The sequence below is a fragment of the Geodermatophilus sp. SYSU D00965 genome, assembly GCF_054050075.1.
This window is the reverse complement of record NZ_JBJGYQ010000003.1, coordinates 15,700-40,574: the sequence shown is the minus strand read 5'-3', so window position 1 is coordinate 40,574 and position 24,875 is coordinate 15,700. Positions and strand designations below refer to the sequence as shown.

Sequence of the window (24,875 nt, the reverse complement as noted above, 5' to 3'; positions counted from 1 at the left end):
GGCCGGGCGACACTGCCCGGCCGACCGATGCCGGGGCGGCCGCCTCAGCGCGACCGTCGTCGTCAGAACCGATGAGGACGACGGGAGACGACGATGGCGACCTACCCGAACCCCGGGCTGGAGGCAGAGCTGGCCTACCGGCGGGAGGTGCTGCAGCAGATCGGCCGCAACACCCGCACCCGGCGCGGCCCCTGGTTCCGCCGCCGGCGGAGGACTCACTGACGGGGACGCTCCCTGCCCCGGCCCCGTCGGAGGGTTCTGCCACGATCGGCCTCGTGCCGCAGTGGGAGGACCGACCGCTGGTGGGCCGGGCCGAGGAGCTCGCCCGCCTGCTGGCGACGGTCGACCGGGCGGTCGAGGGGCGCACCTGCGCGGTGCTCGTCGCCGGCGATGCCGGAGTCGGCAAGACGCGCCTGCTCGACGAGCTCGCCGCGCGGGCGGCCGGGCGGGGGTGCCGGGTGCTCACCGGCCACTGCGTGGACCTCGGCGACGTCGGGCTGCCCTACCTGCCGTTCGTGGATCTGCTCCGCCCGGTGGCCGGCGACCCGGCCGCGGCGGGTCTGACCGGGTTGCTCACCGGACGGGGAGCGACCGGGGTGGCCGAGCTGCCCGCGGGGGACGCCGCCGACCTCGGTCGCCCGCTGCCCCGCCTGGCGCCCCGGGCGGGCCTGGACGACGGCCGGCTGCAGCTGTTCGAGTCGGTCGCTGCGCTGCTGGTCGAGCTGGCCGCCGCCACCCCGCTGCTGGTCGTGCTGGAGGACGTGCACTGGGCCGACCGCTCCAGCCGGGACCTGCTGCGCTACCTGCTGGCCCGGCTGGCCGACGAGCCGATCGCGCTGGTCGTCTCCTACCGCGCCGACGACCTGCACCGCCGCCACCCGCTGCGGCCGCTGCTCGCCGAGCTGGTGAGGCTGCCCGGCGTGGAGCGGTTGGAGCTCGGGCCGCTGCCCGACGCGGCGGTCGGCGAGCTGGTCCGCGGCCTGGCCGCCGGCGTCCCCGAGAGGGCGGTCGACGACGTCGTGGCCCGCGCCGAGGGCAATGCCTTCTACGCCGAGGAGCTGCTGGCCGCGGGCCTGGCGGGGGAGAGCCTGCCGCTGGCGCTGACCGACGTGCTCCTGGCCCGGGTCGAGCAGCTCGGGGAGGCCGCCCAGCGGGTGCTGCGCGTGGCGGCGGTCGCGGGCCGGCTGGTGCGGCACGACCTGGTCGCCGCCGTCAGCGGCCTGTCCCCGGCCGAGCTGGAGGCGGCGCTGGCCGAGGCCGTGCACCACCACCTGCTGGTGGTCTCCGACGACGGCCGCTACCGCTTCCGGCACGCGCTGCTGCGGGAGGCGGTCCTGGCCGACCTGCTGCCGGGGGAGCGGGTGCGGCTGCACGCCGCGTTCGCCGCCCACCTGGCCGCGACGTCGGGCTCGGGCACCGCCGCCGAGCTGGCCCACCACGCCCGGGGGAGCAACGACCTCGCGGGCGCCTTCTCCGCGTCGCTGGAGGCGGCCGCGGAGGCCGGCGCGGTCGGCGCGCCCGCGGAGGCGCTCCAGCACCTCGAGGCGGCCCTCGCCCTGTGGCCCGCGGTGCCGGACGCGGCCGCGCGCGCCGGACGGGACCAGCCCACTCTGCTGCTGGACACCGCGGCGGCGGCCCGGCGCGGCGGGGAGCTGCACCGGGCGGTGGCGCTGCTGCGCTCGGCGCTGGACCTGCTCGGCGAGGACGGCGACCCGGCAGCCCGGGCGCGGGTGCACTACACCCTCGCCCAGGCGCTCGGGCGGATCGAGGACCAGGCGGCCGCGCACCGGGAGAGCAGCCGGGCGATGGAGCTGGTCCCGGCCGCACCGCCGTCCGTCGTCCGGACCTGGGCCGCGGCGACGCATGCGCGCACCAGCTACGACCTCAGCCGCTGGGCGGAGGGGGACGCGGCGGCCGACGAGGCGCTCGCCGCCGCGGACGCCCTCGGCCTGGACAGCGCGTGGGCCGACACCGCGGTGTCGCTGGCGCGGGTCCGCGGGTTCGGCGACCGGGCCGCGGTGCGGGCCCGGCTGGAGGAGGCGCTGGCGCGGGCCCGCCGGTCGGGCGACACCGACGTCGAGATGCGGGTGCTGTTCAACCTGGCCGTCGTCCCGTACGAGGACGGCGCGGTGGCCGAGGCGCTGACCTGGATCGACGCCGGGCTGGCGCGGGCCCGCGCGCTGGGCGTGGAGTGGGCGTTCTACCCGGCCGAGCTGCGCCACCTGGGCGTGGTCGCCCGCTACGTCTCCGGGGACTGGGACGGCAGCCTGGAGCTCGCCGAGGGCCTGGCCCGCGTGCCCGAGATGTCGGCGCACGTGCGGGCCGCCGGGCTGCTCGTGCAGGTCGGCCGTGGCGACCCGGCCGCCGCGGAGCGGCTGGCCTGGGCCCGGGGCCTGGCCGCGCGGCTGGACGCGCACGTGCTGCTGCTCCTGGCCACCGCCGGCGCCGAGATCGACCTCGCCGCGTGGGCGGGGGACGCCGGCACCGCGGCCGAGCGGGCCCGCGCCGCGGTGCAGCAGGTGCACGCGTACTGGAACTACGACCGGCTGGCGGTGGTGCGGCTGGTCGCCACCGCGCTCGCACCGGTCGCCGACGCGGCGGCCGCGGCCCGGCTGCTCGGCGACGACGCCGGCGTGGGCCGCTGGGTCCCGGTGGGGGAGGAGCTGGCCGCACTCGGGCGCTCGGCCGTCGAGGACCACCTGCGCGGTGTGGGCGAGTACGGGGTCGAGGCGGCCGCGTGGCTGGCCCGCCTGGAGGCCGAGGCCGCCCGGCTGGCCGGCCGGGTCGAGCCGGAGCTGTGGCGGGCGGCCGTCGACGCGTTCGGCTACGGCCACGTGTACGAGGCCGCGCGGTCCCGGTTCCGGCTGGCCGAGGCGCTGCTGGCCGCCGACGACCGCGCGGGTGCGGCGGCGGAGCTGCGGGCGGTCGCCGAGGTGGCCGAGCGGCTGCGCGCCGCTCCGCTGCGGGGCGCGGTGACCGCGCTGGCCCGCCGGGGGCGGCTGGACCTGCCGGGCGCGGGTCGCAGCGCCGGCCCGACGGCGGTGTTCACGCCGCGGGAGGCCGAGGTGCTGCGGCTGCTGGCGCAGGGGCGGACCAACCGGCAGATCGGCGCGGAGCTCTACATCAGCGAGAAGACCGCCAGCGTGCACGTCAGCAACATCCTGGCGAAGCTCGGCGCCGGCGGCCGGACGGAGGCCGTGGCGATCGCCGCCGCCCGCGGCCTGCTGCCGGTTCCCGACCCCGCCCCGCGCTGAGTCGCTGGTCGGAGGAGCGGGCCCGAGTCCCCGACGAGCGGCCGCGGCCCGGCAGTTGATCATGGGCTCGTTGCCAGGTCTCGCGGCGTGTCGTCGCGTGTCCCCTGCAACAAGCCCATGATCAACTCGGAGGGGACAGGTCGGGGACGGCACGTGGCCGCGGTGCGGAGGACCGCAGTGTCACCGAGTCACAGCATCGTGCGCAGGCGTTCCCGGCGGGCGCGGAGCACCTCGACCGACGCCGAGGCCGAGGGCGGCCCGGGCACCGACTTGCGCAACTGGGTGTGCACCACCGCATGCGGCGTGGACGTCTTGGCCGACACGCGGCTGACCAGCCGGTTGATCTCCCGCCGCAGCTCGGCGGCGTCGCGCCAGGAGCGGCCGGCGTCGTCCTCCTCGGGGTGGTCCTCGACCGGGAAGAGGCCACCGTCGTCGTCGTCGTGGTGCGCGCGCTCGGCGATGCGGGCACGCAGTTCGTCGTCCCGCTTGGCGAGCAGCGACGCGGTCTGCTCGGCGGTGAGCAGACCGGGGATACCGAGGAACTCCTCCTCCTCGGCGCCCAGCGACACGGTCGCCGGCCGGCCCTCCCCGGTGTGCGCGGTGCCGCCGTGCAGCACGTGGGCGAAGCGCGCGTCGGCCTCCAGCGCCTCGAACTGCTTGACGCCGTCGGGCACCTCCCGCTCCTTGGGCGGCAGGGGGTCGAGGTCGAGCTCCTCGGGGTCCTTGGCCTTGGGCGGCGGCATGACGTGGTTGCGTTCCTTCTCCATGGACGCCGCCAGGCCGAGCAGCGGCCGGACGGCAGGGAGGAACACGGTGGCCGACTCGTGCGCGGCCCGGGAGCGGACGACGCGGCCGACGGCCTGGGCGAAGAACAGCGGCGTCCGGTAGGAGGTCATCCACGCCAGGACTGCGGCCCGCGGGACGTCGACCCCCTCGGAGATCATCCGCACGCAGACCGCGATGCGGGCCGACCCGGTCGCGAACCGCTCGATCTTCTTCGACGCCTTCGGGTCGTCGGAGAGGATGAGCTCGGGCGCCTTGCCGGTGACCCGCTTGACGATGCGGGCGTAGGCGCGGGCGTCGTCCTGGTCGCTGGCGAGGATCAGCCCCGCCGCGTCGGGCATGCCGCCCGCCTCGCGCAGGTGGGTGATCCGGTCGTCCATCGCCGCGATCACGTGCGGCACCCACTGGCCCTTGGGGTCCAGCGCCGTCCGCCACGCCTGCATCTCGACCGAACGGGTGCCGGCCTCCGACAGGGACGCCGCCACCACCTCGCCGGCGGAGTTCCGCCAGCGCGACGTGCCGGTGTACGCGGCGAAGACGACCGGGCGGACGACGTTGTCGGCCAGCGCCTCCTTGTAGCCGTAGGTGTAGTCGGCGCGGCTGACCAGGCCCATGCCGCCCTCGCCATCGTCCCCCTCGAACCCGTCCTCCTCGTAGCGGACGAAGGGGATGCGCTCGTCGGCCTTGGTGCGGAAGGGCGTCCCGGTGAGGCACAGCCGGCGGGCGGCGAAGCCGTAGGCCTCCTCGACGGCCTCACCCCAGGAGAGGCCGTCGCCGGCGTGGTGGACCTCGTCGAGGATGACCAGCGTCTTGACCGCGGTGGCGCGCGCGGCGTGCAGCATCGGCTTGCCCGCGACCTGCGCGTACGTCGTCACGTAGCCCTGGGTGCCGGCGCGCACCGGACCGACGGCGTTGGTCAGTCCCGGGTCGAGGACGATGCCCATCCGGTCGGCCGCGTCGGCCCACTGCAGCCGCAGGTGGTCGGTCGGGCACACCACGATGACGCGGGCGACCTCGCGGCGCTGCAGCAGCCGGGCGGCCAGGGTGAGGGCGAAGGTCGTCTTGCCCGCGCCCGGGGTCGCGGTGACGAGGAAGTCCTTCGGTGACTCCTGCTCGTACTTCTCCAGAGCGGCCTGCTGCCAGGCCCGGAGCGGTCGGCTGGTCCTCTGCGGGGCGACCGCCTCCGCGCGTGTTGCACTCCCCATGTCGTCGGCCATCCTGCCTGCGGGAACGGCAACACGCCCAACCGGCCGCCTCCCGCGCGCCACCTCGGCGACGTCGTATGGGCGGGGCGCGCGCGCCGCTGACCTGGGCCGATGCGGTCGGCGGTGCGGGAGTGTGGCGATCATCTCGGGGCTGCGGACGGGCCGTTCCGTCTCGCGAGCCCCAGGTGCCCCGCGGCGCGGCGGCTCAGCTGCGCGCGCGGTGTGCACTCATCGTGGTCTCGCGGGGCCGGAGACCACGATGAGTGCACACGAGGGTCGGCGTCAGTCGGCGGGCTCGTCCACCCAGTCGGGTCCGTTGACCTCGCCGGGTCCGGCCAGGTCGTCGGCGTCGACGATCGTGTACGCGTAGCCCTGCTCGGCCAGGAAGCGCTGCCGGTGGGCGGCGTACTCGGCGTCGAGGGTGTCGCGGCTGACGACCGTGTAGAAGTGCGCCTGCCGGCCGTCGGCCTTGGGCCGCAGCACCCGGCCGAGGCGCTGGGCCTCCTCCTGCCGCGAGCCGAAGGTGCCCGACACCTGGACGGCGACGGCCGCCTCCGGCAGGTCGATCGAGAAGTTCGCCACCTTCGACACGACCAGCGTGCGGATCTCCCCGGCGCGGAAGGCGTCGAAGAGCTTCTCCCGCTCGCGGTTGGTGGTCGAGCCCTGGATGACCGGGGCGTCCAGCGCCTGCCCGAGCTCCTCGAGCTGGTCGAGGTAGGCGCCGATGACCAGCTTCTGCTCGTCGGGGTGCCGGTCGAGCACGCGGCGGATCACCGGCAGCTTGGACGACGCCGTGGCCGCGATCCGGTACCGCTCCTCGGGCTCGGCGACCGCGTAGGTCATCCGCTCCTCGTCGTCGAGCGACACCCGGACCTCGATGCACTCGGCCGGGGCGATGTAGCCCTGGGCCTCGATGTCGCGCCACGGTGCGTCGTAGCGCTTCGGGCCGATGAGGGAGAACACGTCGTCCTCCCGGCCGTCCTCGCGCACCAAGGTGGCGGTGAGGCCCAGCCGCCGGCGGGACTGCAGGTCGGCGGTCAGCCGGAAGATCGGCGCGGGCAGCAGGTGCACCTCGTCGTAGACGATCAGGCCCCAGTCCTGCGCGTCGAAGAGGTCCAGGTGCCGGTACTCGCCCTTCCGGCGGGTGGTGATCACCTGGTAGGTCGCGATGGTGACCGGGCGGATCTCCTTGCGCTCGCCCGAGTACTCGCCGATCTCCTCCTCGGTCAGCGAGGTGCGCGCGATCAGCTCGCGCTTCCACTGCCGCCCGGCCACGGTGTTGGTGACCAGGATCAGCGTGGTGGCCTTGGCCTCGGCCATCGCCGCGGCTCCCACCAGCGTCTTGCCCGCCCCGCAGGGCAGGACGACGACGCCCGAGCCGCCGGACCAGAAGCCCTCGACGGCCTCCTGCTGGTAGTCGCGCAGGTGCCAGCCGTCCTGCTGCAGCTCGATGGGGTGGGCCTGGCCGTCGACGTACCCGGCGAGGTCCTCGGCCGGCCAGCCGACCTTGAGCAGCGCCTGCTTGAGCCGCCCGCGCTCCGACGGGTGGACGACGATGGTGTCGTCGTCGATCCGGGCGCCCAGCATCGGGGCGACCCGCTTGGAGCGGACGACCTCCTCGAGCACCGCCCGGTCGGAGCTGGTCAGCACCAGCCCGTGCACCGGGTTGTTGACCAGGGTGAGCCGGCCGAACCGGTCCATGGTGTCGGCGACGTCGACCAGCAGCGCGTGCGGAACCGGGTAGCGGGAGTACCGCACCAGCGCGTCGACGACCTGCTCGGCGTCGTGCCCCGCGGCGCGGGCGTTCCACAGCGCCAGCGGGGTGACCCGGTAGGTGTGCACGTGCTCGGGGGAGCGCTCCAGTTCGGCGAAGGGCGCGATCGCGGCCCGGCACTCGCGGGCCAGCGGGTGGTCGACCTCGAGCAGCAGGGTCTTGTCCGACTGGACGATGAGGGGTCCGTCGTTCACGGTGACCTTTCGGCAGGCGTGGGGGGACGGCGGCCACGCAGGGCCTCCGACACGGTAACCACGGGGACCGACAGGGCCTTCCCGCCGGAGCGGGTCGAGATCCCGTGATCTCGCACGTCACACCCGCGCCGGCCGTGCGAGATCGCGCGATCTCGACGGGCGGCGTCGGGTCACGCCGACGGGTGTCAGATCCACTCCCGCAGCCGCAGCGGGGCCTCCTCCCCGCCCGGCCGCCGCAGCAGCACCTGGTTGACGCCCATCCGCCCGTTCTCGAAGGCCAGCGCGCAGGCGGCCATGTAGAGCCGCCACACCCGCGCCCGGCCCGGCGTGGTGAGCGCGACCGCGGCGTCCCAGCGCTTCTCGAGCCGCTCGACCCACGCCCGCAGGGTCAGCGCGTAGTGCCGGCGGAGCGCCTCGACGTCGAGCACCTCCAGCCCCTGGCCCTCGAGCGCTGCCACCGTGCCGGCCAGGCTGAGCAGCTCGCCGTCGGGGAAGACGAACCGGGTGATGAACGTGTCGTTGTCCCAGTCGGCCGCGCCGGCGTTCCACGAGATCGCGTGGTTGAGCAGCCGGCCGCCGGGGCGCAGCAGGTCGTGCAGCGCGCGGGCGTACCCGGCCATGCCGGCGGCGCCCACGTGCTCGGCCATCCCGATGGAGCTGATCGCGTCGAACGGGCCGTCGGCGACGTCCCGGTAGTCCTGCACCCGGATCTCCACCCGGTCGGCCAGCCCGGCCTCGGCCACCCGCGCCCGGGCGAGGTCGGCCTGCGCGGTGGACAGCGTGATCCCGACGACCTGCGCGCCGTACCGCTCGGCGGCGTGCAGCGCCAGGCTGCCCCACCCGCAGCCCACGTCGAGCAGCCGGGCCCCCGGGGCCAGGGCGAGCTTGCGGCAGACGAGGTCGAGCTTGGCCTCCTGGGCAGCCTCCAGCCCGGTGGCCGGCGACTCCCAGACGGCGCACGAGTAGACCATCGAGGGTCCGAGGACCATCGCGTAGAAGTCGTTGCTCAGGTCGTAGTGGTGCGAGATCGCGGCGGCGTCCCGGGCCTTCGAGTGCCGCCGTCCGAACCGCCGCAGCCGGACCTCCTCCGGCGGCGGGGCCGGCTCGGGACCGAGGGCGCCGAGGGAGGCCGCGGTGCGCACCAGCGCCAGCCGCTCCGCGAGCGTCGGCGCCGGCACGTCGTCGGAGGCCAGCCGTCCGGACGCGGACAGCGCCGCCAGCGTGTCGAACACGTCGCCCTCGAGGTCGAGCTCCCCGGCGACGTAGGCGCGGCCCAGCCCGAGCTCCCCGGGCGACCACACCAGCCGCCGCAGCGCCCGCCGGGAGCGGACGGCGACCACCGGTGCTCCTTCGGGCCCGGCCACGGACCCGTCCCACGCCCGCAGCCGGACGGGCAGCCGGTCGACACCCAGGACCCCCTGCACGGCTCCGACGAGCCGGGCCGCGACGGTCTGCTCAGTCCCCATGGCCTGGCAGGGTCGTGCGATCCGTTGCGTGGGACAAGCGGTTGCGGCACGGATCACCCGGACGCGGCGGACTCCCCGTCCTCGACGAGGGCCACCGACGTGATCCGGTGGACGGCGAAGGTGCGGCTCTCCCCGCGGCGCTCGTCGTACCCCTGCAGGTACCCGCCGGCCAGGGACACCGGCTGCACCACCCGCTGGCTGCCGCTGCCCTGCGCGTCCACGTACCCCAGCCACACCGGCACGCCCTCGCGGACGGCGCGGGACAGCAGCTCCAGCGTGCCGGCGGTGGTCACCCCGGGCACCTGGCGCACCGCCTCGCCGCGGCGGGCGGCCAGGGCGGCGTCGCCGGCGCGGATCTCGCGGACCGTCGCGGCCACCTCCTCGCCGGTCAGCGGCCGCGGCGCCTGCGGGGCGGCGGCGCCGGGCCGGCGTCCGGCGGCGCGCGGGCGGGCCGGGGGCCGGGTGAGGACGGCGCCGCCCGGGGACTCGCCGGCCGGCGCGTACCCGGCGGCGCGCAGCACGGTGAGCACCTCGTCGGCGCCCAGCGCGCTGACCAGCACCCCGGGCGCCAGGCGGCGCAGCTCGGCGTCCGCCGTCCGCCGGTCGTTGAGCACCTGGGAGAGCAGCCCGTGGTCGTCGGAGCGCACGTAGCTCTCGATCGCGCCGACCCGCAGCCGGCCGTGCTGGCGGGCGACGTCGTCCACCAGGTAGTCCAGCGCCTGGGGGACCGGTGTCCTGGAGGCGCGGGCGAAGAACTCGTGCAGGTCGGTGGCCGACCACCCGGAGTCCAGTGCCCGCCGGACGCTGCCCTCCGACACCCGGAACACCGTCGCCCCGCCGGAGGACTCGACGTCGGCGACGACGGCGAGGGTGTCGGCGAGCTCGGCGACCAGCGGCCCCGGGGCGATCAGGGACAGGTCGGGCTGGGCCAGCACGTGGTCGACCGGCTCGGGCAGCAGGCCGCGCACGCCGTCGGCCGCGCCGTCCTCCCCGCCGGTGAGCAGGCCGCGGCCGCCGGCGGAGAGCACCCCGCCGACCAGCACACCGAGCCGGGCGGCCTCGGCGAGCAGGTCGGGCACCGGGGCCAGCCGGTCGGCCCGCCGCGGGGTCCGCCAGCGCAGCAGCGCCACCAGGTCGTCCGCGGCCAGGCCCGTGCCCGGCCGGTACTCGGCGAGGGCGGCCAGCGCCGAGCGGCGGATCGCCGGGGCGGTGTGCCGCACCAGGTCGGGGGAGAGTGCGTTGACCGCCTTGCCCGCCACGTCCCGCTGGCCGGCCAGCGAGGGCAGCCGGACGGCGTCCAGCCACCCGGCGGCGAGCGTGGCCCACCGGTCGGGGAGGTCCTGCTCGCGCCACAGGTCGTAGGCCCGGGTGGGCAGCCACTCGTCGCGGTGCGGGCCGCCGACGTCGAGCAGGCCGGCGACGTGGGCCAGCTCCAGCAGCCAGCCGGCCTCCGGCTCGGGGACGTGCAGCGCGCGGGCCACCCGCTTCTGGTCGCGGACGCCGATCCCGCCGCTGCGCAGCAGCCCGGCCGGTTCCTCCTCGAGCAGCACGAGCAGCTCGCCGACCCGGCCGATGGTCTCCAGCGCCGCGCCGGCGGCCTGCCGGTCCACCACGGCCGGGTCGCGCGACACCGTCGCGGGCTCCGGGCGCAGCCGCGGCGGGCCGTAGGGGCGCCCGCCCCGGAGCGCGAGCCCCACCTCTCGCGGCAGCTCCACGTTGAGCGCGTCGATCCGGGCGAGCAGGCCGCGCTGCAGCAGCCGCCGGGCGGGGGAGGAGGCGGTGCCCGGGCTGTCGGGCAGGTGGCCGACCGGGCGGTCCCCGGCCAGCCGCTCGAGGACCTCACGCTCCTCCGCGGCCAGCTCCCCGAGCGCGGCGGGCAGGTCGGCCGGCAGGCTCAGCCGCAGCTCCGCCGCCCGCCGGCCCAGCCCCGCCGGGTACCGGACGGCGCGGCGCACCGGGTCGGGGGCGTGCAGGACGTCGTCGCCCCAGAGCAGCGCCCGGCCGGTCAGCCGGTCGAGCGCGGCGGCGAGCACGTCGTCGGGCACCTCGGGCAGGGCGCCGGGCAGCTCGGCGGCGTCCACCCCGTCGGTCTCGGCCAGCAGCACCACGTCGAGCACCTGCAGTGTGGCGGCGTCGAGCTCGTCGAGGGCCCGGTCCACCGAGACCGGCACCGCCAGCCGGCTGGCCAGGGCGACCACGTCGGAGGGCGCGGGCCGGGCGACGTCGGGGCGGGCGGCGAGGAGCGCGGCGAGCTGCTCGTCGCTGCGGGTGCGCAGCCAGGCCGACAGCGTGGCGGGGCGTTCGGCAGGCATCCGGACCACGCTACGACGTCCGCGCGGCCGGGTCCTGCGGTGTCGCCCGCGGCCGGGTCCTGCCGGTGGCCCGCGGCCGGGTCCTGCCGTGCCGCCCACGGCCGGGTCCTGCCGGTCGCCCGCGGCCGGGTGCTGCCGGTGCCGTCGCCCGGTGCGCCAGCATGACGGGGTGCACCCGGCGGCCGAGGACCCCCAGACCCAGGCGGCGCTGACCGGCTACCAGGCCGGTGCGTGGCGCTGGCTGGCCGGCGGGGTGATCGCCGTGGTGCTCGGTGTGCTGCTCGGCGCCGCCGCGGTGGGCATCTTCGAGGACTCCGGCCGGCGGGTCCCCGGCGCGGGGATGCTCGTCCTCGTCCTCGTCGTCGTCGGCACCGTGGCCGCCGTCGCCGGCGCCGGCGCGCTGGTCCGGCACCAGCGCTGGCAGCGGGCGCTGCGGCGGGTGCCCTGGCAGACGGGCGTGCTGCGCATCGCCGGCCCGGCGGTGCTGGCGTTCGAGCCGGAGGGCTACGACGAGACCGACCCCTACGCCTCCCCGGTGCGGCTGCGCCTGGTCAGCACCGCGGTGTGGCGGACCCGCGCGGTGCAGCAGCTGCGCGACGCGGTGGTCCGCGCCGCCCCGGTCGGGTCGCGGGAGTGGGTGCTCACCGCCGACGGGCTGCCGACCGTCTACGGCGCCCGCGTGACCGGCCGCCGCACGCGGCCCGGCTCCCCCGATGAGGCCTAGTGCGTGCGTTCGGGGTACCGCGTCCGAGAAGATGTCCACCGACGTGCACCAGGCGGTGCCCGTACCGAGCAACGGAGGCAGTGGCGAGATGGCCAAGCGGAAGACCAAGCACGCGCACCTGGTGGAGCCCACCTGGGGGCAGTCGGTGGACGGTGGCCCGCCCCTGACCGAGTTCACCGCCGAGCCGGCCGGTCCCCTGTCGCCCTTCGGTGAGGACCACGACTTCCCGCTGCCGGTCAACCGCCTCCGCTACGCGCACCCGACCGACAAGCCCAACCGCGCCGGCGTGCAGGTGGTCCAGCGGTGACGGCGCCCGCGCTGCCGTCCTACAGCAGCGGGAGCTCCACGGTCCCCCTGCTCGGAGACACCATCGGGGCCAACCTCGACCGGACGGCAGCGCGGGTGGGTGACCACGAGGCGCTCGTCGAGTGCGCCACCGGTCGCCGTTTCACCTACCCGCAGTTCGTCGCGGAGGTCGACGCGGTCGCCCTGGGGCTGGACGCGCTGGGCGTGGCCAAGGGCGACCGCGTCGGCATCTGGGCGCCCAACTGCGCGGAGTGGGCCTTCGTCCAGTTCGCCACGGCGAAGCTCGGCGCGATCCTGGTCAACATCAACCCGGCCTACCGCACCCACGAGCTGGCCTACGTGCTGCAGCAGGCGGGCATCTCGGTGCTGGTCAGCGCGCCGGAGTTCAAGTCCAGCGACTACCGGGCGATGGTCGCCGAGGTCCGCGATTCCTGCGCCGACCTGCGCGACGTCGTCTTCCTCGGCTCGGCCGAGTGGGACCAGCTCGTGGCCACCGGCCGGGAGGGCGACCGCGGCCTGCTCGCCGAGCGGGAGGCCCAGCTGTCGGCCGACGACCCGATCAACATCCAGTACACCTCGGGCACCACCGGTTTCCCCAAGGGCGCCACGCTCACCCACCACAACCTGCTCAACAACGGGTTCTTCGTGGGCGAGGGCTGCGGCTACACCGAGGCCGACCGCATCTGCATCCCGGTGCCCTACTACCACTGCTTCGGCATGGGCATGGGCAACCTGGCGGCCACCAGCCACGGCGCGACGATGGTCATCCCGGCGCCCGGCTTCGACCCCGCGCTGACCCTCCGGGCGGTCCAGGACGAGCGGTGCACCTCGCTGTACGGCGTCCCGACGATGTTCATCGCCGAGCTGGCGCTGCCCGACTTCGCCACCTACGACCTGTCCAGCCTGCGGACCGGGATCATGGCCGGCTCGCCGTGCCCGGTCGAGGTGATGAAGCGGGTGGTCGCCGAGATGGGCATGACCGAGGTGACCATCTGCTACGGGATGACCGAGACCTCGCCGGTCTCCACCCAGACCGGCGCGGACGACGACCTCGACCGGCGCACCTCCACCGTGGGGCGGGTGCACCCGCACCTGGAGGTCAAGGTCATCGACCCCGAGACCGGGCTGACCGTGCCCCGCGGCACGCCCGGCGAGTTCTGCACCCGCGGCTACTCGGTGATGCTCGGCTACTGGAACGAGCCCGAGAAGACCGCCGAGGTCATCGACGCGGCCCGCTGGATGCACACCGGGGACCTCGCGGTCATGGACGCCGAGGGCTACCTCAACATCGTCGGGCGCATCAAGGACATGGTCATCCGCGGCGGGGAGAACGTGTACCCGCGGGAGGTCGAGGAGTTCCTCTTCACCCACCCGGACATCATCGAGGCGCAGGTCATCGGCGTCCCCGACGAGCGGTTCGGCGAGGAGCTCATGGCCTGGGTGCGGCTGCGCGAGGGCGCCGGGGCGATGACCGTGGAGTCGCTGCGCGAGTTCTGCACCGGCAAGCTGGCCCACTACAAGATCCCGCGCTACGTCAAGGTCGTCGACGGCTTCCCGATGACCGTCACCGGCAAGGTCCGCAAGGTCGAGATGCGGGAGGTCTCGATCGAGGAGCTCGGCCTCCAGTCCGCCGCCGCCGTCCGGAACGCCTGAAGAAGGACCCCGTCCTCCCCACCCTTCGCAAGCTCAGGGCGGGACCCGGGACGGGCCGTCAAGTGTGGGCGCAGGGGACGACGAGGGCCCGGTGGTCCGACAGCGGCAGGCGCACCGCCTCGGCCCGCCCGGTCGCGGTGATCGGGCCGCGGGCGAGCACGTGGTCGAGCTGGCGGGTCGGCGTGTCCACGGGGAAGGTCGGCGCGGCCGTGCCCAGCGGCCGCAGTCCGCTCACCCGCACCGCCTGGGGCGCCTGCATGTTGAGGTCCCCCATGAGGACCAGCGGCTCTCGGGTGCCGGTGAGCGACCGCACCAGCTTCGACAGCTGCAGCGCGCCCCAGCCGGGGACGAACGACAGGTGCGTGTTGCAGACGGTGAACTGGCCCGCCGGCCCCTCGAGGACGGCGGCGACGGCGACCCTCGGCTCGTCGCCCACCAACTTCGGCCGCGGCGCCCCGCGGAACCACACCGGCACCCGGCTGCGCAGCGCCGGCAGCCGCACCACCCGCCAGGACACCACCGGGTACCGCGACAGCAGAGCGATCCCGTAGGTCGCCGACCCGGGCTGCTCGTCACCGGTGGCGGCCATCCAGGTGCCCCCGGGCGTGCCGTGCAGCGCCGCCACGAACTGGGAGTCGACCGCGCCCATGGCCTCGGCGGCGACCGCGGTGAGGTCCGCGCCCATCGACCGCGGCTGGTCGCGGTCGACCTCCTGGAGGCCGAGGACGTCGGCGTCCAGGGACTTCACCGCCGCGGCGAGCCGTTCCACGTCGACCTTGTCGTCGGCGGGGGAGCGGCCGTGGAGGATGTTGAACGTGGCGATCCGCACGCCGTTCCTGTGCCCCGGACGCCGTCGTCCACACCGTCACGTTCCGACGACGCACCGTCGGGTAGCAGGGACGGCGTGCAGCCCTCGGACCGGGACGAGATCCGTGACCTCCTCAAGCGCGTCGCCGTGGCGCTGAAGCAGGGCGACGTGCCCTTCGCGCTCTGCGGCGGGTACGCGGCGTGGGTCCGCGGCGCTCCTGAGCCGGACCACGACGCCGACTTCCTGGTGCCGGCGGCCGAGTCCGAGCGGGCGGCCAAGGTCATGGCCGAGGCCGGCCTCGAGGTCGTCGACCCCGCCGAGGACTGGCTCACCAAGGTCGTCCAGGGCAACTCGTTCGTCGACGTCCTGTGGCGCACCTGCGGCACCCCCGTCGAGCTCGACCTCATCGAGCGGGCCGAGGAGCTGCCCGTGCTCTCGGTGCACATGCCCGTCCTCGAGGCGACCGACATCCTCGTCACCAAGCTCATGGCCCTCGACGAGCACTACTGCGACTACTCGCGGTTGCTGCCGGTCGCCCGGGCGCTGCGCGAGCAGGTCGACTGGGACCGCGTGCGCCGCGACGTCGCGGACAACGACTTCGCCGCGGTCTTCCTCGTCCTGCTCGACCGGCTGGGGGTCGTGGAGCAGCCCCTCGACGCCTCCTGAGCGTGGCGACCTGCGCAGCAGCCTCCCGCGGCGCGGTCGGGAAGGGGGCACTGGACGGGGGGAGCGGCGACTAACCTGGGCACCGGCGGCCGCCCGCGCCGCCACCGTCCTCCCGGCCCGTGCCGGGTCCGTCCGCGACCGACTGAGGGATCAACGTGCCCACCGGCAGAGTCAAGTGGTTCAACCCGGAGAAGGGTTTCGGCTTCCTCTCCCGCGAGGACGGTCCCGACGTCTTCGTGCACAAGGACGCGCTGCCGGCCGGCACCAGCGAGCTCAAGCCCGGCCAGCGGGTGGAGTTCGGCATCGTCGCCGGACGGCGCGGCGACCAGGCGCTGCAGGTTCGCATCCTCGACCCGCTGCCTTCGGTCGCGGCGGCGCACGCCGAGCGGACCCGCAAGAAGCCCGACGAGCTGGTCCCGATCATCGAGGACCTCATCAAGCTGCTCGACGACGTCTCCAACGGCCTGCGGCGGGGCCGCCACCCCGACCGGCAGGTGGCCCGCAAGGTCGCCTCGGTGCTGCGTGCCGTCGCCACCGACCTGGAGCACTGAAAGGACCACCCTTCCCCCCACGCCTCGCCGGCTCGGCGCGGGTCCCTGAAGGGTGGCCGTTCCAGCACCTCACCAGGCGGTCAGCCGGCGGGTGTCGCGGAGGCCGTGCCGCCCTCGGAGCCGCCGCTGCGCAGGAAGCCCACCGGCCACGCGCCGCTGAAGCCCTCGCACGCCTCGCCGGCGTCCTCCACGACCACCAGGTAGAAGGCGGCCGGGACGACGTCGTCGGAGTTGATCTCGTCGAGGACGGCCGCGCCCTGCTCGACCTCGACCTCCCCGAGCTGCTCCTGGAGCCCGTCGTCGAAGACCTGGACGCTCCAGCCCTGCTCGGCCACCGCCTGCGGCACGGTGATGCGGATGGTGGTGTCGGCGGGGACCTCCACGATCGGCGGCTCCCGCTCGTAGCGCTGCCCGTCGCCGTCCAGGCAGTACTGCGTCGGTGCGACGTCGACCTGCTGCGTGCCGGCCTGGACGACGACGTCCGGCGGGCCCTCCGGCTCGCCGGACCCGCAGCCGGCCACGCCGGCCAGGAGCACGAGCGCGGCCGGGACGCCCCCGCGCCTCACGCCGGTCCCACCGGGTCCGCGACCACGGCGGGGGACGGCGCGGACCGGCGGCGCGGGCCCCAGAGCACCAGCGCCATGGCGAGGACCAGCAGCCCGGCCGCCACGGTGAAGCCCAGCCAGCCGGTCGGCGGCAGGGCGATGCCGAGCGCGCCGCCGACCACCCAGGCCAGCTGCAGGACGGTCTCGGAGCGGGCGAACGCCGACGCGCGCAGGCTCTCGGGCACCTCCCGCTGGATGATCGCGTCGAGGGACACCTTGCCCAGGGCGTTGGCCACCGCCGCCACTCCGGCGACCAGCGCGGCCATCGGGAGGCTGAAGAAGACCGCGGCGAGGACGGTCACCGCCGCCGCCGCGCCCGCCGACCAGAGCACGACGGGGTCGGGGGCGACGCGGTGCAGCCGGGAGCCGACCGCGGTGCCCGCCACACTGCCGATCCCGGCGGCCGCGGCGATCGCGCCCAGGGCGACGGTCGCCTGCCAGCCGTCGTCGACGGTCGCCTGGACCAGGAACGCCGAGAAGATGGTGAGGAAGCCGCCGAGGCCGCGCAGCGCGGCGTTGGCCCGCAGCGCCAGCACCACCCGGGGGTTGACCGGCCGGCGCCGCCGCCCGGGGACCACGACCGGCACCGGCGCGGTGGTGAACACGTCGGCGGGCAGCTCGCCGGTCGGGACGTCGACGTGGCCGGGCAGCCGCACCGCGAGGACCGCGCCCGCGGCGAACACCACCGCGGTGACCCACAGCTCCGGCGGGAACCCGAACGCCCAGGCCAGCCCGCCCCCGAGACCGCCGAACACCGCCGCGGTGAGCAGCCCGAAGACCGACGTCCGCGCGTTCGCGGAGGTCAGCGACATCGCGCTGGGCAGGACCCGCGGGACCACGGCGGCGCGCAGCACGTTGTGCGCCTTGGAGAGCACCAGGACCCCGAGCGCCGCGGGGTAGAGCACCAGGTCGTCGTAGTGCGCGGCCATGACGAGGGCGAGGACGGCCCGGCCCAGCAGGCTGGCCGCCATCGCCCAGCGGCGGCCGCGCTGGAGCTTGTCCAACAGCGGCCCGATGACCGGCGCGACGACGGCGAACGGCGCCATCGTGACCAGCAGGTAGAGCGCGACGTTGCTGCGCTGGGCGTCGGTGGTGGCGGCGAAGAAGAGCGTCCCGGCCAGCGACACCGCGATCATCGCGTCGCCGGCCATGTGCAGGGCGTTGACCCACAGCAGGTGGGTCAGTCCGCTGTCCCCGGCGCCGTCGGCGCGGCTGGCCGTGCGCACCCGGCGCACCGCCGCACCGGTCAGCTCGCGCGAGCGGGCGGCGGCCACCCGGGTGACCGTCATCTTCCGGGGCGTCGTCGGTGCCGGCCGGGGAGTGGCGCCCGGCTGCGGCGGGCCGCCGGGCGGGAGGACGGCGGTCGGCGGCTGGGCGCCGCCGGGAGGGGCGGCTCCTGTCCACGGGGGTGGCGCCGCCGGCTGCGGCCGGGTGGCCGGCCGGCCCACGTCGATGGGCGTGGTGTCCATGCCGTCCGCGCCGGGAGGCAGCGGGTGCCGGCGGGGGCCGCCCCGGCGGGCACCGAACGGACGGGAGCTGGGCACCCGCCCATCGTGCCGCACCAGTCTGGACGCGCGGTCGCGCACGTGCCCCCGTGCCGTCCGGGGTGCGGCGGCGTCAGGGACAATGGCGTCGTGGCCGACTTCCTCCACCCCGCAGGCGCGGGGAGCGACGTGCTGTCCGCGGCGGTCGACCAGGCGCGGGCGGCGGCGGTCGAGACCGCAGGGTCCCCCGACCTGGTCGGCGAGCACCTGGGCGTCTCGCCCGAGGTCCCGGCGTCCGGCGACCCGGCGGTGCTCGGCGAGGTCGCCACCCACACCTTCGCCAGCGGGGTGCCCGGGTACGCCGGCTGGCACTGGGCGGTCACCCTGGCCCACGTCCCCGGCGAGGACGTCGTCACCCTCGACGAGGTGGTCCTGCTGCCGGGGGAGCAGGCGCTGCTGGCGCCGGCCTGGGTGCCGTGGCACGAGCGGCTGCGGCCGGGCGATCTGTCGGTCGGTGACGTGCTGCCCTCCACCGAGGACGACCCGCGGCTGGTCCCGGCCTACACCACCGACGACGACGCGGACGACGACCCGCAGGGCGCCGTCGTCGCCCGGGAGGTCGGGCTCGGCCGCGAGCGGGTCATGTCGCAGCAGGGGCGCGGCGAGGCGGCGGCCCGGTGGAACGCCGGCGAGTACGGGCCGCGCTCGTCGATGGCCCGCCACGCACCCGGCCCGTGCGGCACCTGCGGCTTCTTCCTCCCGCTGGCCGGCTCGCTGCGGCGGGCCTTCGGCGCCTGCGGCAACGTCTACGCCCCCGCCGACGGGCGCGTGGTCGCCGTCGACTACGGCTGCGGGGCGCACAGCCAGGCCACGCTGGTGGTCGACGAGGCGACCGAGGTCGTGACGTCGGCGCGCTACGACACCGGCGCCTTCGACGTGCTGTGACACCGTCGTCCTCCGGACGACGACCGCGGCCAGGTGCCGTCCCCGACCTGCGCTGAGCCCGCCCGGCCGCTCGTCGGGGACCCTGCGGGCCCCGCTCCTCACGGCCACCGCGGCCAGGTGCCGTCCCCCCCAGGTGAGCTGAGCCCGCCCGGCCGCTCGTCGGGGACCCTGCGGGCCCCGCTCCTCACGGCCACCGCGGCGAGGAGGCCCTCCGTCAGTCCTTGCGGCCGAGTTGGCCCTGCTGGCGCATGACCGCCAGGCCGACGCCGGCCAGCGCGATGCCCGCGACGCAGGTCCAGGTCCACACCCGGTCGACGCGGTCGCCGAGCAGCAGCAGGACGACCAGGGCCACGGCCCACAGCGCCGTCCCGATCAGGACCACGCGGACGGTGTCGACCCGCAGCGGCGGCGGGGCCTGTCTGGTCGGAGCGGGCACGCCCCGACCCTAGGCCCCCAGCGCCCGCTGGTCCTGCACATGGTGGAAACGTGTGTGTGGCACGCTGTCGCCGCTCGTTGCCAGCCGCACCGGTCCGGCCGTCGCGCGCTTCCCCCGCGCCCGCCTGCCCGCCACCCGCTCGTGGAGTCCCTCATGACCGAGAAGTCCCGCCCCTCCGGGGGCAGCAACACGACCGCGGGGGACGGCAACAGCGCCACCGCGGCGGACGGTGGTACGCCGGCCGACGTCGCCGCGGCCCGGACGCCCCGCCGCAGCGAGGGGCCGCGGGTGCGGCCGAAGAACGGTGTGGACCGCTACTTCGGCATCAGCGCCCGCCGCTCCACGGTCGGCCGCGAGCTGCGCGGCGGCCTGACGACGTTCTTCACGATGGCCTACATCGTGGTGCTCAACCCGATCATCCTGTCCGGCGCCGACCTCACCGGGGCGTCCCTGCCCTTCGCCTCGGTCGCCGCGGTCACCGCGCTGATCGCCGGCGTGATGACGATCGTCATGGGGATCGTCGGCCGGTACCCCTTCGCGCTGGCCACCGGGCTGGGCATCAACGCGATCGTCGCCGTCTACGCGGCCACCCAGCTGGCCTGGCCCGAGATCATGGGCCTGGTCGTGCTCGAGGGCCTGCTGATCACCGTCCTGGTGCTGACCGGCTTCCGCAGGGCGGTCTTCGAGGCCATCCCGCCACAGCTGAAGACGGCGATCGCGGTCGGCATCGGCTTCTTCCTCACGATCATCGGGCTGGCCGACGCCGGCGTCATCCGCCCCGGCAACCCGCTGATCAGCTTCGGCATCAACGGTCAGCTGGCCGGCTGGCCGCTGCTGGTCTTCGTCGTCGGCCTGCTGCTGACCAGCGTCCTGGTGGTGCGCAAGGTCAAGGGCGCGCTGCTCATCGGCATCGTCGTCTCCACGCTGCTGGCGATCCTCATCGAGGCCGTCGCCCAGATCGGTCCGCGCATCGGTGCCGACGGCGCGGAGAACCCGCGGGGCTGGGCGCTGCAGGTGCCGACCCTGCCCGACGACGTGGTGAGCGCGCCCGACCTGTCGCTGGTGGGCAACTTCTCGCTGTTCGGCGGCTTCGAGCGGATCGGCGTCATCGCCGCGCTGCTCATCGTCTTCTCGATCATGATCGCCGACTTCTTCGACACCGTCGGCACGGTCACCGCGGTCGGCGCCGAGGGCGGCCTGCTCGACGAGAAGCGCAACCTGCCCCGGTCACAGCCGGTCCTGCTCGTCGACTCCCTGGCCGCGGCGGCCGGCGGTGCGGGCAGCGTCTCGTCCAACACGACCTACATCGAGAGCGCCTCCGGTGTCGCCGACGGCGCCCGCACCGGCCTGGCCAGCGTCGGCACCGGCGTCCTGTTCCTCCTGGCGATGTTCTTCACCCCGCTGGTCCAGGTCGTCCCCTCGGAGGCGGCCGCGCCGGCCCTGGTGATCGTCGGGGCGCTGATGATCAGCCAGATCCGGCACCTGGAGTGGGACGACATGTCCCTGGTGATCCCGGCCTTCCTCACCATCGCGCTCATGCCGTTCACCTACTCGATCACCAACGGCATCGGCGCCGGCGTGGTCAGCTACGTGCTGCTGCGCGCGGCGACCGGACGGGTGCGCCAGGTCCACCCGCTGATGTGGGTCATCACGGTGCTCTTCGTCATCTACTTCGCCCTGGAGCCGCTGCAGCAGCTGTTCTGAGGGAGGACGCCCTGTCCCCACCGTGACGGGCCCCGTCCTCCGCACCCCTCGCACGCTCGGGGTGGGCGTCGGGACGGGGCCGGCGGCGGGCCCCTGCACGGGGCCGGTCCGGGGCCTTCGTGAGCTAGGCTAATGGTCGTGAGCCGGACGACGCTGGACACCGCGGCGCTGGCCCACGACCTGCGGCTGGCGGTCATGCGGTTCTCCCGTCGGCTGCGCAACCAGCGGGTGGACCAGTCGGTGACCCTCACGCACCTCGCCGCCCTGTCGACCCTGCAGCGGCACGGCCGGTTGAGCCCGGGGGAGCTGGCGGCGCACGAGCGGGTGCAGCCGCCGTCGATGACCCGCGTGGTCGTCGCGCTCGAGGGGATGGGCCTGGTCACTCGGAGCCCGCACCCGACCGACGGCCGGCAGGTGGTCATCGAGCTCACCCCGGCGGCGGAGGAACTGCTCGCCGTCGAGGCGCGGGCCCGGGAGGCGTGGCTAGCCGGCCGGCTGCAGGAACTGACGGCGGAGGAGCGGGCGGTGCTGCGCGAGGCGTCGGCGATCATGGACAAGCTGGCGAGTGGGTGAGCGCCCGAGCTGACCGCTCCGGGATGTTCCGGTCGTTGCGGGTGCGCAACTACCGGATCTACGCCTCGGCCAACCTGGTGAGCCTCACCGGCACGTGGATGCAGCGGATCGGCCAGGACTGGCTGGTGCTGCAGCTCTCCGGTGACAGCGGCGTGGCCCTGGGCCTGATCACGGCGCTGCAGTTCGGCCCGACCCTGCTCCTGAGCATGTACGGCGGGGTGCTCGCCGACCGGTACGCCAAGCGCCGGGTCCTGGTCGTCACCCAGGCGCTGATGGGGCTGCTGGCCCTGGTGCTGGGTCTGCTGGTCGCCGCGGACGGCATCGCGCTGTGGCACGTGTTCGTGCTCGCCGGGGCGCTGGGCGCGGTGTCGGCGATCGACGCGCCGGTACGGCAGTCCTTCGTGTCGGAGATGGTCGGGCCCGAGTACCTGGCCAACGCCGTCAGCCTAAACTCGACGATCTTCAACGGGGCCCGGCTGGTCGGCCCGTCCGTCGCCGGGGTGGTCATCGGCGCGGCGTCCGGCGACACCGCGCCGGCGTTCCTGGTCAACGCCGCGAGCTTCGCCTTCACCATCGGCGCGCTGCTGTCCATGCGGCCCGACGAGCTGCACCCGAGCCCGCCGGTCGCGCGCGGCAAGGGGCAGCTCCGGGAGGGGCTGCGCTACACCTGGGCCCACCCCGACCTGGTGCTGGCGATGGGCCTGGCGTTCGTCCTGGGCACCTTCGCGTTCAACTACCAGGTCACCATCGCGCTGATGGCCCGTGAGGTGTTCGACCTGGGCGCGGAGGCCTTCGGGCTGCTCTCCACCTGTTTCGCCGTCGGGTCGCTGTCCGGGGCACTGCTGTCCACCCGTCGCAGCGCGCGGCCGCGGCAGCGGTTCCTGGTCGGCGCGGCGATCGTGTTCGGGCTGCTCACCATGGCCTGCGGCCTGGTGCCCGGGTACTGGGCCTTCGCGGTGCTGCTGGTGCCGACCGGCGCGGCCGGGCTGGTGTTCAGCGTGGCCAACAACAGCTTCGTGCAGCTCGGGGTCGACCCGCAGATGCGCGGCCGGGTGATGGCGCTGTACTTCATGTGCTTCATGGGGGGCACCCCGCTGGGCGCGCCGGTCATCGGCTGGGTCTCCGAGCACCTGGGCGCCCCCTGGGGGCTGATCCTGGGCGGGGCCGTCGCGGTGCTGGCCGCGCTCGGCGCGGCCGCCTGGCTGGCCCGCGGACGGCGGGTGCGCCTCGAGGCACACGTCTCCCCGCCGCGGCTGCAGCTGCACGTGGGCCCCCGGGCGGCGGTGCCGTCGGTGGCGGTGCGGACGGCGGAGGAGGCGGCCGACGCGCAGGCCCCCGGCCAGGAGGCGGCCGACCGCCGATCGGCGTGACCGCCGCGGCGCGCCGTCGTACGGTGTCGCCACGCGCCCGTCGAGTCCTCCGCGGAGGCGGCATGGCTGCACAGCTGCTCCACCTCGGGTCGATCGTCGTCGGCGTGGTCGGGGCCGTGGGCCTGCTGGGCTGGCTGGCCCGGCTGGTGTTCGGGTCGGCACGGCTGCCGGTGCGCCGGACGCCGCGGGTCCAGGCGACGCCGTCGTCCCGGCCGATCGAGCTGGTGGCCGCCGACCTGCGCCGGCTCTCCGGTCAGCTGGCCCGGGTGCCCGCCGGGGCCCCGATGGCCCGGCGGCGCGGTCTGCAGGCGGCTTACGACGACGTCCTGCTCGAGGCCGCGCGCATCCTCGAGGTGCCGCACACCCTGACCGACCGGCCCTCCGGGAGCGCCCGCGACGCGGAGCGGCTGCGTCTGCAGTCCGCGCTGGCCGACGCCGGACTGGTGGTCGGCCGCTGAGTCCGTCCGACGCCGGCCCGCGGGGCCACCGGCTGTTCTTCGCCGTCACACCGCCCGCCGCGGCGCGCGCCGACCTGGACCGTGCCCTCGAGCCGCTGCGCGCGTCCCCCGGCGGGCCTCGCTGGACCGTTCCGGAGCGCTGGCACCTGACCCTGCTGTTCCTCGGCCACGTCCCCGGCGAGACCGTGGCGCCGCTGGTCGAGGCGGCCGGCCCGGCGGTCGCGGCCACGCCACCGCTCACGCTGCGGCTGGCCGGCGGCGGCCGGTTCGGCTCGCGACGGCGGCCCTCGGTGTGCTGGGCGGGCGTCGCCGGGGACGGCGAGGTGCTCGGCGCCCTGGCCGCGCGGCTGGCCCGCGTGGCCCGCTCGCTGCGGCTGCCGGTGGAGGACCGGCCGTTCCGGGCGCACCTGACCCTCGGCCGCTGGCGGCCCGGCCACCTCGGCGACGGCGACCTGCCCGACCGGCTGGCCGACTACCGCGGGCCGAGCTGGCCGGTGACCGAGGTCGAGCTGTGGGAGAGCCACCTGGGGCCCACGCCCCGCTACGACCGCCGGGCGGTCTGGCCGGTGGAGACGTGATGGATCGGCCCCGCTGCAGGGGCCCGCTGCGGGTCTGCGAGTGGCGGGGGAGCGGGGTCCTTCACCAGGCGTACTCCATCGGCGCCGGCCGGTACCCCGGGAAGATCTCGTCGAGGCGGGCCAGCTGGGCCTCGTCCAGGGAGACGTCGAGCGCCGCCAGGGACCCCTCGAACTGCTCCATCGTGCGGGGCCCGACGATCGGCGCGGTGACCCCGGACCGGTGCAGCAGCCAGCCGACGCCGACGTCCGCCGGTGCCAGGCCCCACTCCCGGCAGGCGTCCTCGTAGGCCTGCAGCGCCGGCCGGTGCCGCTCGATGCGCTCCTCGCGGGACCGCCGCCGGTCGCCGCCCTCCTGGGCGAGCACGCCGGCCAGCAGGCCGCCGGCCAGCGGGCTCCACGGGATGACCCCGACGCCGTAGTGCTGGGCCGCCGGCAGCACCTCGAGCTCGACGTGCCGGGTGAGCAGGTTGTAATGGGACTGCTCGCTGACCAGCCCGACGAAGTGCCGCCGCGCCGCCGCCTCGTTGGCAGCCGCGATCTGCCAGGCGGCGTGGTTGGAGGAGCCGACGTAGAGCACCTTGCCCTGAGCGACCAGCGTCTCGCAGGCCTGCCAGATCTCCTCCCACGGCGTGGCCAGGTCGACGTGGTGGAACTGGTAGAGGTCGATCCAGTCGGTCTGCATCCGCCGCAGCGAGGCCTCGCAGGAGCGCACGAGGTTGCGGGCGGAGAGGAACGTGTCGTTCGGCCAGTCGGTCATCGAGCCGTACACCTTGGTGGCCAGGACGGTCTTCTCGCGCCGCCGGCCGCCCCGGGCGAACCAGGTGCCGAGGACCTCCTCGGTGCGCCCCTTGCCGGCGTCGAAGCCGTAGGTGTTGGCGGTGTCGAAGAAGTTGACGCCGGCGTCGTGCGCGCGGTCCATGATCACGTGCGCGTCGGGCTCGGCGGTCTTCCAGCCGAAGTTCATGGTCCCCAGGCAGAGGCGGGAGACCGACAGGCCGCTGCGCCCCAGGTGCGTGTACTCCACGG

General features: G+C 75.5%; 22 protein-coding genes. 13 read left to right on the top strand and 9 right to left on the bottom strand.

Annotated elements, in window-relative coordinates:
- Nucleotides 1-93 precede the first annotated feature (93 nt).
- Both ACI789_RS03220 and ACI789_RS03215 read left to right on the top strand, forming a co-directional pair.
- On the top strand, nt 94-222 hold the full coding sequence (locus ACI789_RS03220; protein ID WP_457006698.1) for a hypothetical protein: 129 nt from the start codon (nt 94-96) through the stop codon (nt 220-222).
- A 53-nt stretch (nt 223-275) separates the two neighbouring features.
- Nucleotides 276-3,254 (top strand): ATP-binding protein, encoded by a 2,979-nt coding sequence (locus tag ACI789_RS03215; protein WP_457006697.1) that lies wholly within the window; start codon nt 276-278, stop codon nt 3,252-3,254.
- 188 nt (nt 3,255-3,442) lie between these two features.
- On the opposite strand, the gene ACI789_RS03210 is transcribed toward ACI789_RS03215, so the two are convergent.
- The 4 genes from ACI789_RS03210 to ACI789_RS03195 form a co-directional block, all read right to left on the bottom strand.
- Nucleotides 3,443-5,242, bottom strand: a complete 1,800-nt coding sequence (locus tag ACI789_RS03210; protein ID WP_457006696.1) for a DEAD/DEAH box helicase — start codon at nt 5,240-5,242, stop codon at nt 3,443-3,445.
- Nucleotides 5,243-5,524: 282 nt separating this feature from the next.
- Nucleotides 5,525-7,210, bottom strand: a complete 1,686-nt coding sequence (locus ACI789_RS03205) for a DNA repair helicase XPB (RefSeq protein ID WP_456917086.1) — start codon at nt 7,208-7,210, stop codon at nt 5,525-5,527.
- Between the two features lie 185 nt (nt 7,211-7,395).
- Nucleotides 7,396-8,676 carry a class I SAM-dependent methyltransferase gene (locus tag ACI789_RS03200; RefSeq protein ID WP_457006695.1) on the bottom strand — a complete coding sequence of 427 codons (1,281 nt, stop codon included), beginning with the start codon at nt 8,674-8,676 and terminating at the stop codon, nt 7,396-7,398.
- A 53-nt stretch (nt 8,677-8,729) separates the two neighbouring features.
- Nucleotides 8,730-10,988, bottom strand: a complete 2,259-nt coding sequence (locus ACI789_RS03195) for a helicase-associated domain-containing protein (protein WP_457006694.1) — start codon at nt 10,986-10,988, stop codon at nt 8,730-8,732.
- Nucleotides 10,989-11,139: 151 nt separating this feature from the next.
- On the opposite strand from ACI789_RS03195, the gene ACI789_RS03190 reads away from it, so the two are divergent.
- Genes ACI789_RS03190 through ACI789_RS03180 form a run of 3 tightly spaced genes read left to right on the top strand, consistent with a single transcriptional unit; the run spans nt 11,140 to nt 13,671 of the window.
- Nucleotides 11,140-11,712 carry a hypothetical protein gene (locus tag ACI789_RS03190; RefSeq protein ID WP_457006693.1) on the top strand — a complete coding sequence of 191 codons (573 nt, stop codon included), beginning with the start codon at nt 11,140-11,142 and terminating at the stop codon, nt 11,710-11,712.
- A gap of 31 nt (nt 11,713-11,743) precedes the next feature.
- Nucleotides 11,744-12,019 carry a hypothetical protein gene (locus tag ACI789_RS03185; RefSeq protein ID WP_457006692.1) on the top strand — a complete coding sequence of 92 codons (276 nt, stop codon included), beginning with the start codon at nt 11,744-11,746 and terminating at the stop codon, nt 12,017-12,019.
- Complete coding sequence (locus tag ACI789_RS03180) at nt 12,016-13,671, top strand: AMP-binding protein (RefSeq protein WP_457006691.1); 1,656 nt, start codon at nt 12,016-12,018, stop codon at nt 13,669-13,671. Before ACI789_RS03185 ends, ACI789_RS03180 begins: the two co-directional genes overlap by 4 nt.
- 58 nt (nt 13,672-13,729) lie before the next feature.
- Here the strand turns inward: ACI789_RS03180 and ACI789_RS03175 are convergent, their stop codons facing one another.
- Complete coding sequence (locus ACI789_RS03175; protein ID WP_457006690.1) at nt 13,730-14,500, bottom strand: endonuclease/exonuclease/phosphatase family protein; 771 nt, start codon at nt 14,498-14,500, stop codon at nt 13,730-13,732.
- 75 nt (nt 14,501-14,575) lie between these two features.
- Between ACI789_RS03175 and ACI789_RS03170 the strand changes: the two genes are divergently transcribed.
- A complete protein-coding gene (locus tag ACI789_RS03170) occupies nt 14,576-15,145 on the top strand; it encodes a nucleotidyltransferase family protein (RefSeq protein ID WP_457006689.1) in 570 nt (189 codons plus the stop codon).
- 155 nt (nt 15,146-15,300) lie between these two features.
- The gene (locus ACI789_RS03165) at nt 15,301-15,696 is read left to right on the top strand and encodes a cold-shock protein (RefSeq protein WP_456917094.1); all 396 of its coding nucleotides are present in this window, start codon (nt 15,301-15,303) and stop codon (nt 15,694-15,696) included.
- Between the two features lie 80 nt (nt 15,697-15,776).
- Here ACI789_RS03165 and ACI789_RS03160 read toward each other — a convergent pair whose 3' ends face one another.
- Together ACI789_RS03160 and ACI789_RS03155 are read right to left on the bottom strand one after the other, a co-directional pair.
- Nucleotides 15,777-16,262: a DUF2771 family protein gene (locus ACI789_RS03160; protein ID WP_457006688.1), complete on the bottom strand. Its 486-nt coding sequence runs from the start codon at nt 16,260-16,262 to the stop codon at nt 15,777-15,779.
- Nucleotides 16,259-17,845, bottom strand: a complete 1,587-nt coding sequence (locus ACI789_RS03155; RefSeq protein ID WP_457006687.1) for an MFS transporter — start codon at nt 17,843-17,845, stop codon at nt 16,259-16,261. Before ACI789_RS03155 ends, ACI789_RS03160 begins: the two co-directional genes overlap by 4 nt.
- Before the next feature lie 90 nt (nt 17,846-17,935).
- On the opposite strand from ACI789_RS03155, the gene ACI789_RS03150 reads away from it, so the two are divergent.
- A complete protein-coding gene (locus ACI789_RS03150) occupies nt 17,936-18,730 on the top strand; it encodes a DUF3027 domain-containing protein (protein ID WP_457006686.1) in 795 nt (264 codons plus the stop codon).
- Nucleotides 18,731-18,944: 214 nt separating this feature from the next.
- Here the strand turns inward: ACI789_RS03150 and ACI789_RS03145 are convergent, their stop codons facing one another.
- Nucleotides 18,945-19,166, bottom strand: coding sequence for a DUF2530 domain-containing protein (locus tag ACI789_RS03145; protein WP_457006685.1), 222 nt, complete (start codon nt 19,164-19,166; stop codon nt 18,945-18,947).
- Nucleotides 19,167-19,319: 153 nt separating this feature from the next.
- On the opposite strand from ACI789_RS03145, the gene ACI789_RS03140 reads away from it, so the two are divergent.
- From ACI789_RS03140 to thpR, 5 genes are all read left to right on the top strand, one after another.
- The gene (locus ACI789_RS03140) at nt 19,320-20,870 is read left to right on the top strand and encodes an NCS2 family permease (RefSeq protein WP_457006684.1); all 1,551 of its coding nucleotides are present in this window, start codon (nt 19,320-19,322) and stop codon (nt 20,868-20,870) included.
- Between the two features lie 138 nt (nt 20,871-21,008).
- Nucleotides 21,009-21,443, top strand: a complete 435-nt coding sequence (locus ACI789_RS03135; RefSeq protein WP_457006683.1) for a MarR family winged helix-turn-helix transcriptional regulator — start codon at nt 21,009-21,011, stop codon at nt 21,441-21,443.
- The gene (locus ACI789_RS03130) at nt 21,440-22,813 is read left to right on the top strand and encodes an MFS transporter (protein ID WP_457006682.1); all 1,374 of its coding nucleotides are present in this window, start codon (nt 21,440-21,442) and stop codon (nt 22,811-22,813) included. The genes ACI789_RS03135 and ACI789_RS03130 overlap by 4 nt, the downstream gene beginning before the upstream one ends.
- 62 nt (nt 22,814-22,875) lie before the next feature.
- The gene (locus tag ACI789_RS03125; RefSeq protein WP_456917102.1) at nt 22,876-23,271 is read left to right on the top strand and encodes a hypothetical protein; all 396 of its coding nucleotides are present in this window, start codon (nt 22,876-22,878) and stop codon (nt 23,269-23,271) included.
- Nucleotides 23,268-23,849, top strand: coding sequence for an RNA 2',3'-cyclic phosphodiesterase (thpR, locus tag ACI789_RS03120; protein WP_457006922.1), 582 nt, complete (start codon nt 23,268-23,270; stop codon nt 23,847-23,849). The genes ACI789_RS03125 and thpR overlap by 4 nt, the downstream gene beginning before the upstream one ends.
- Nucleotides 23,850-23,910: 61 nt before the next feature.
- On the opposite strand, the gene ACI789_RS03115 is transcribed toward thpR, so the two are convergent.
- Nucleotides 23,911-24,873: an aldo/keto reductase gene (locus tag ACI789_RS03115; protein WP_457006681.1), complete on the bottom strand. Its 963-nt coding sequence runs from the start codon at nt 24,871-24,873 to the stop codon at nt 23,911-23,913.
- Nucleotides 24,874-24,875 lie beyond the last annotated feature (2 nt).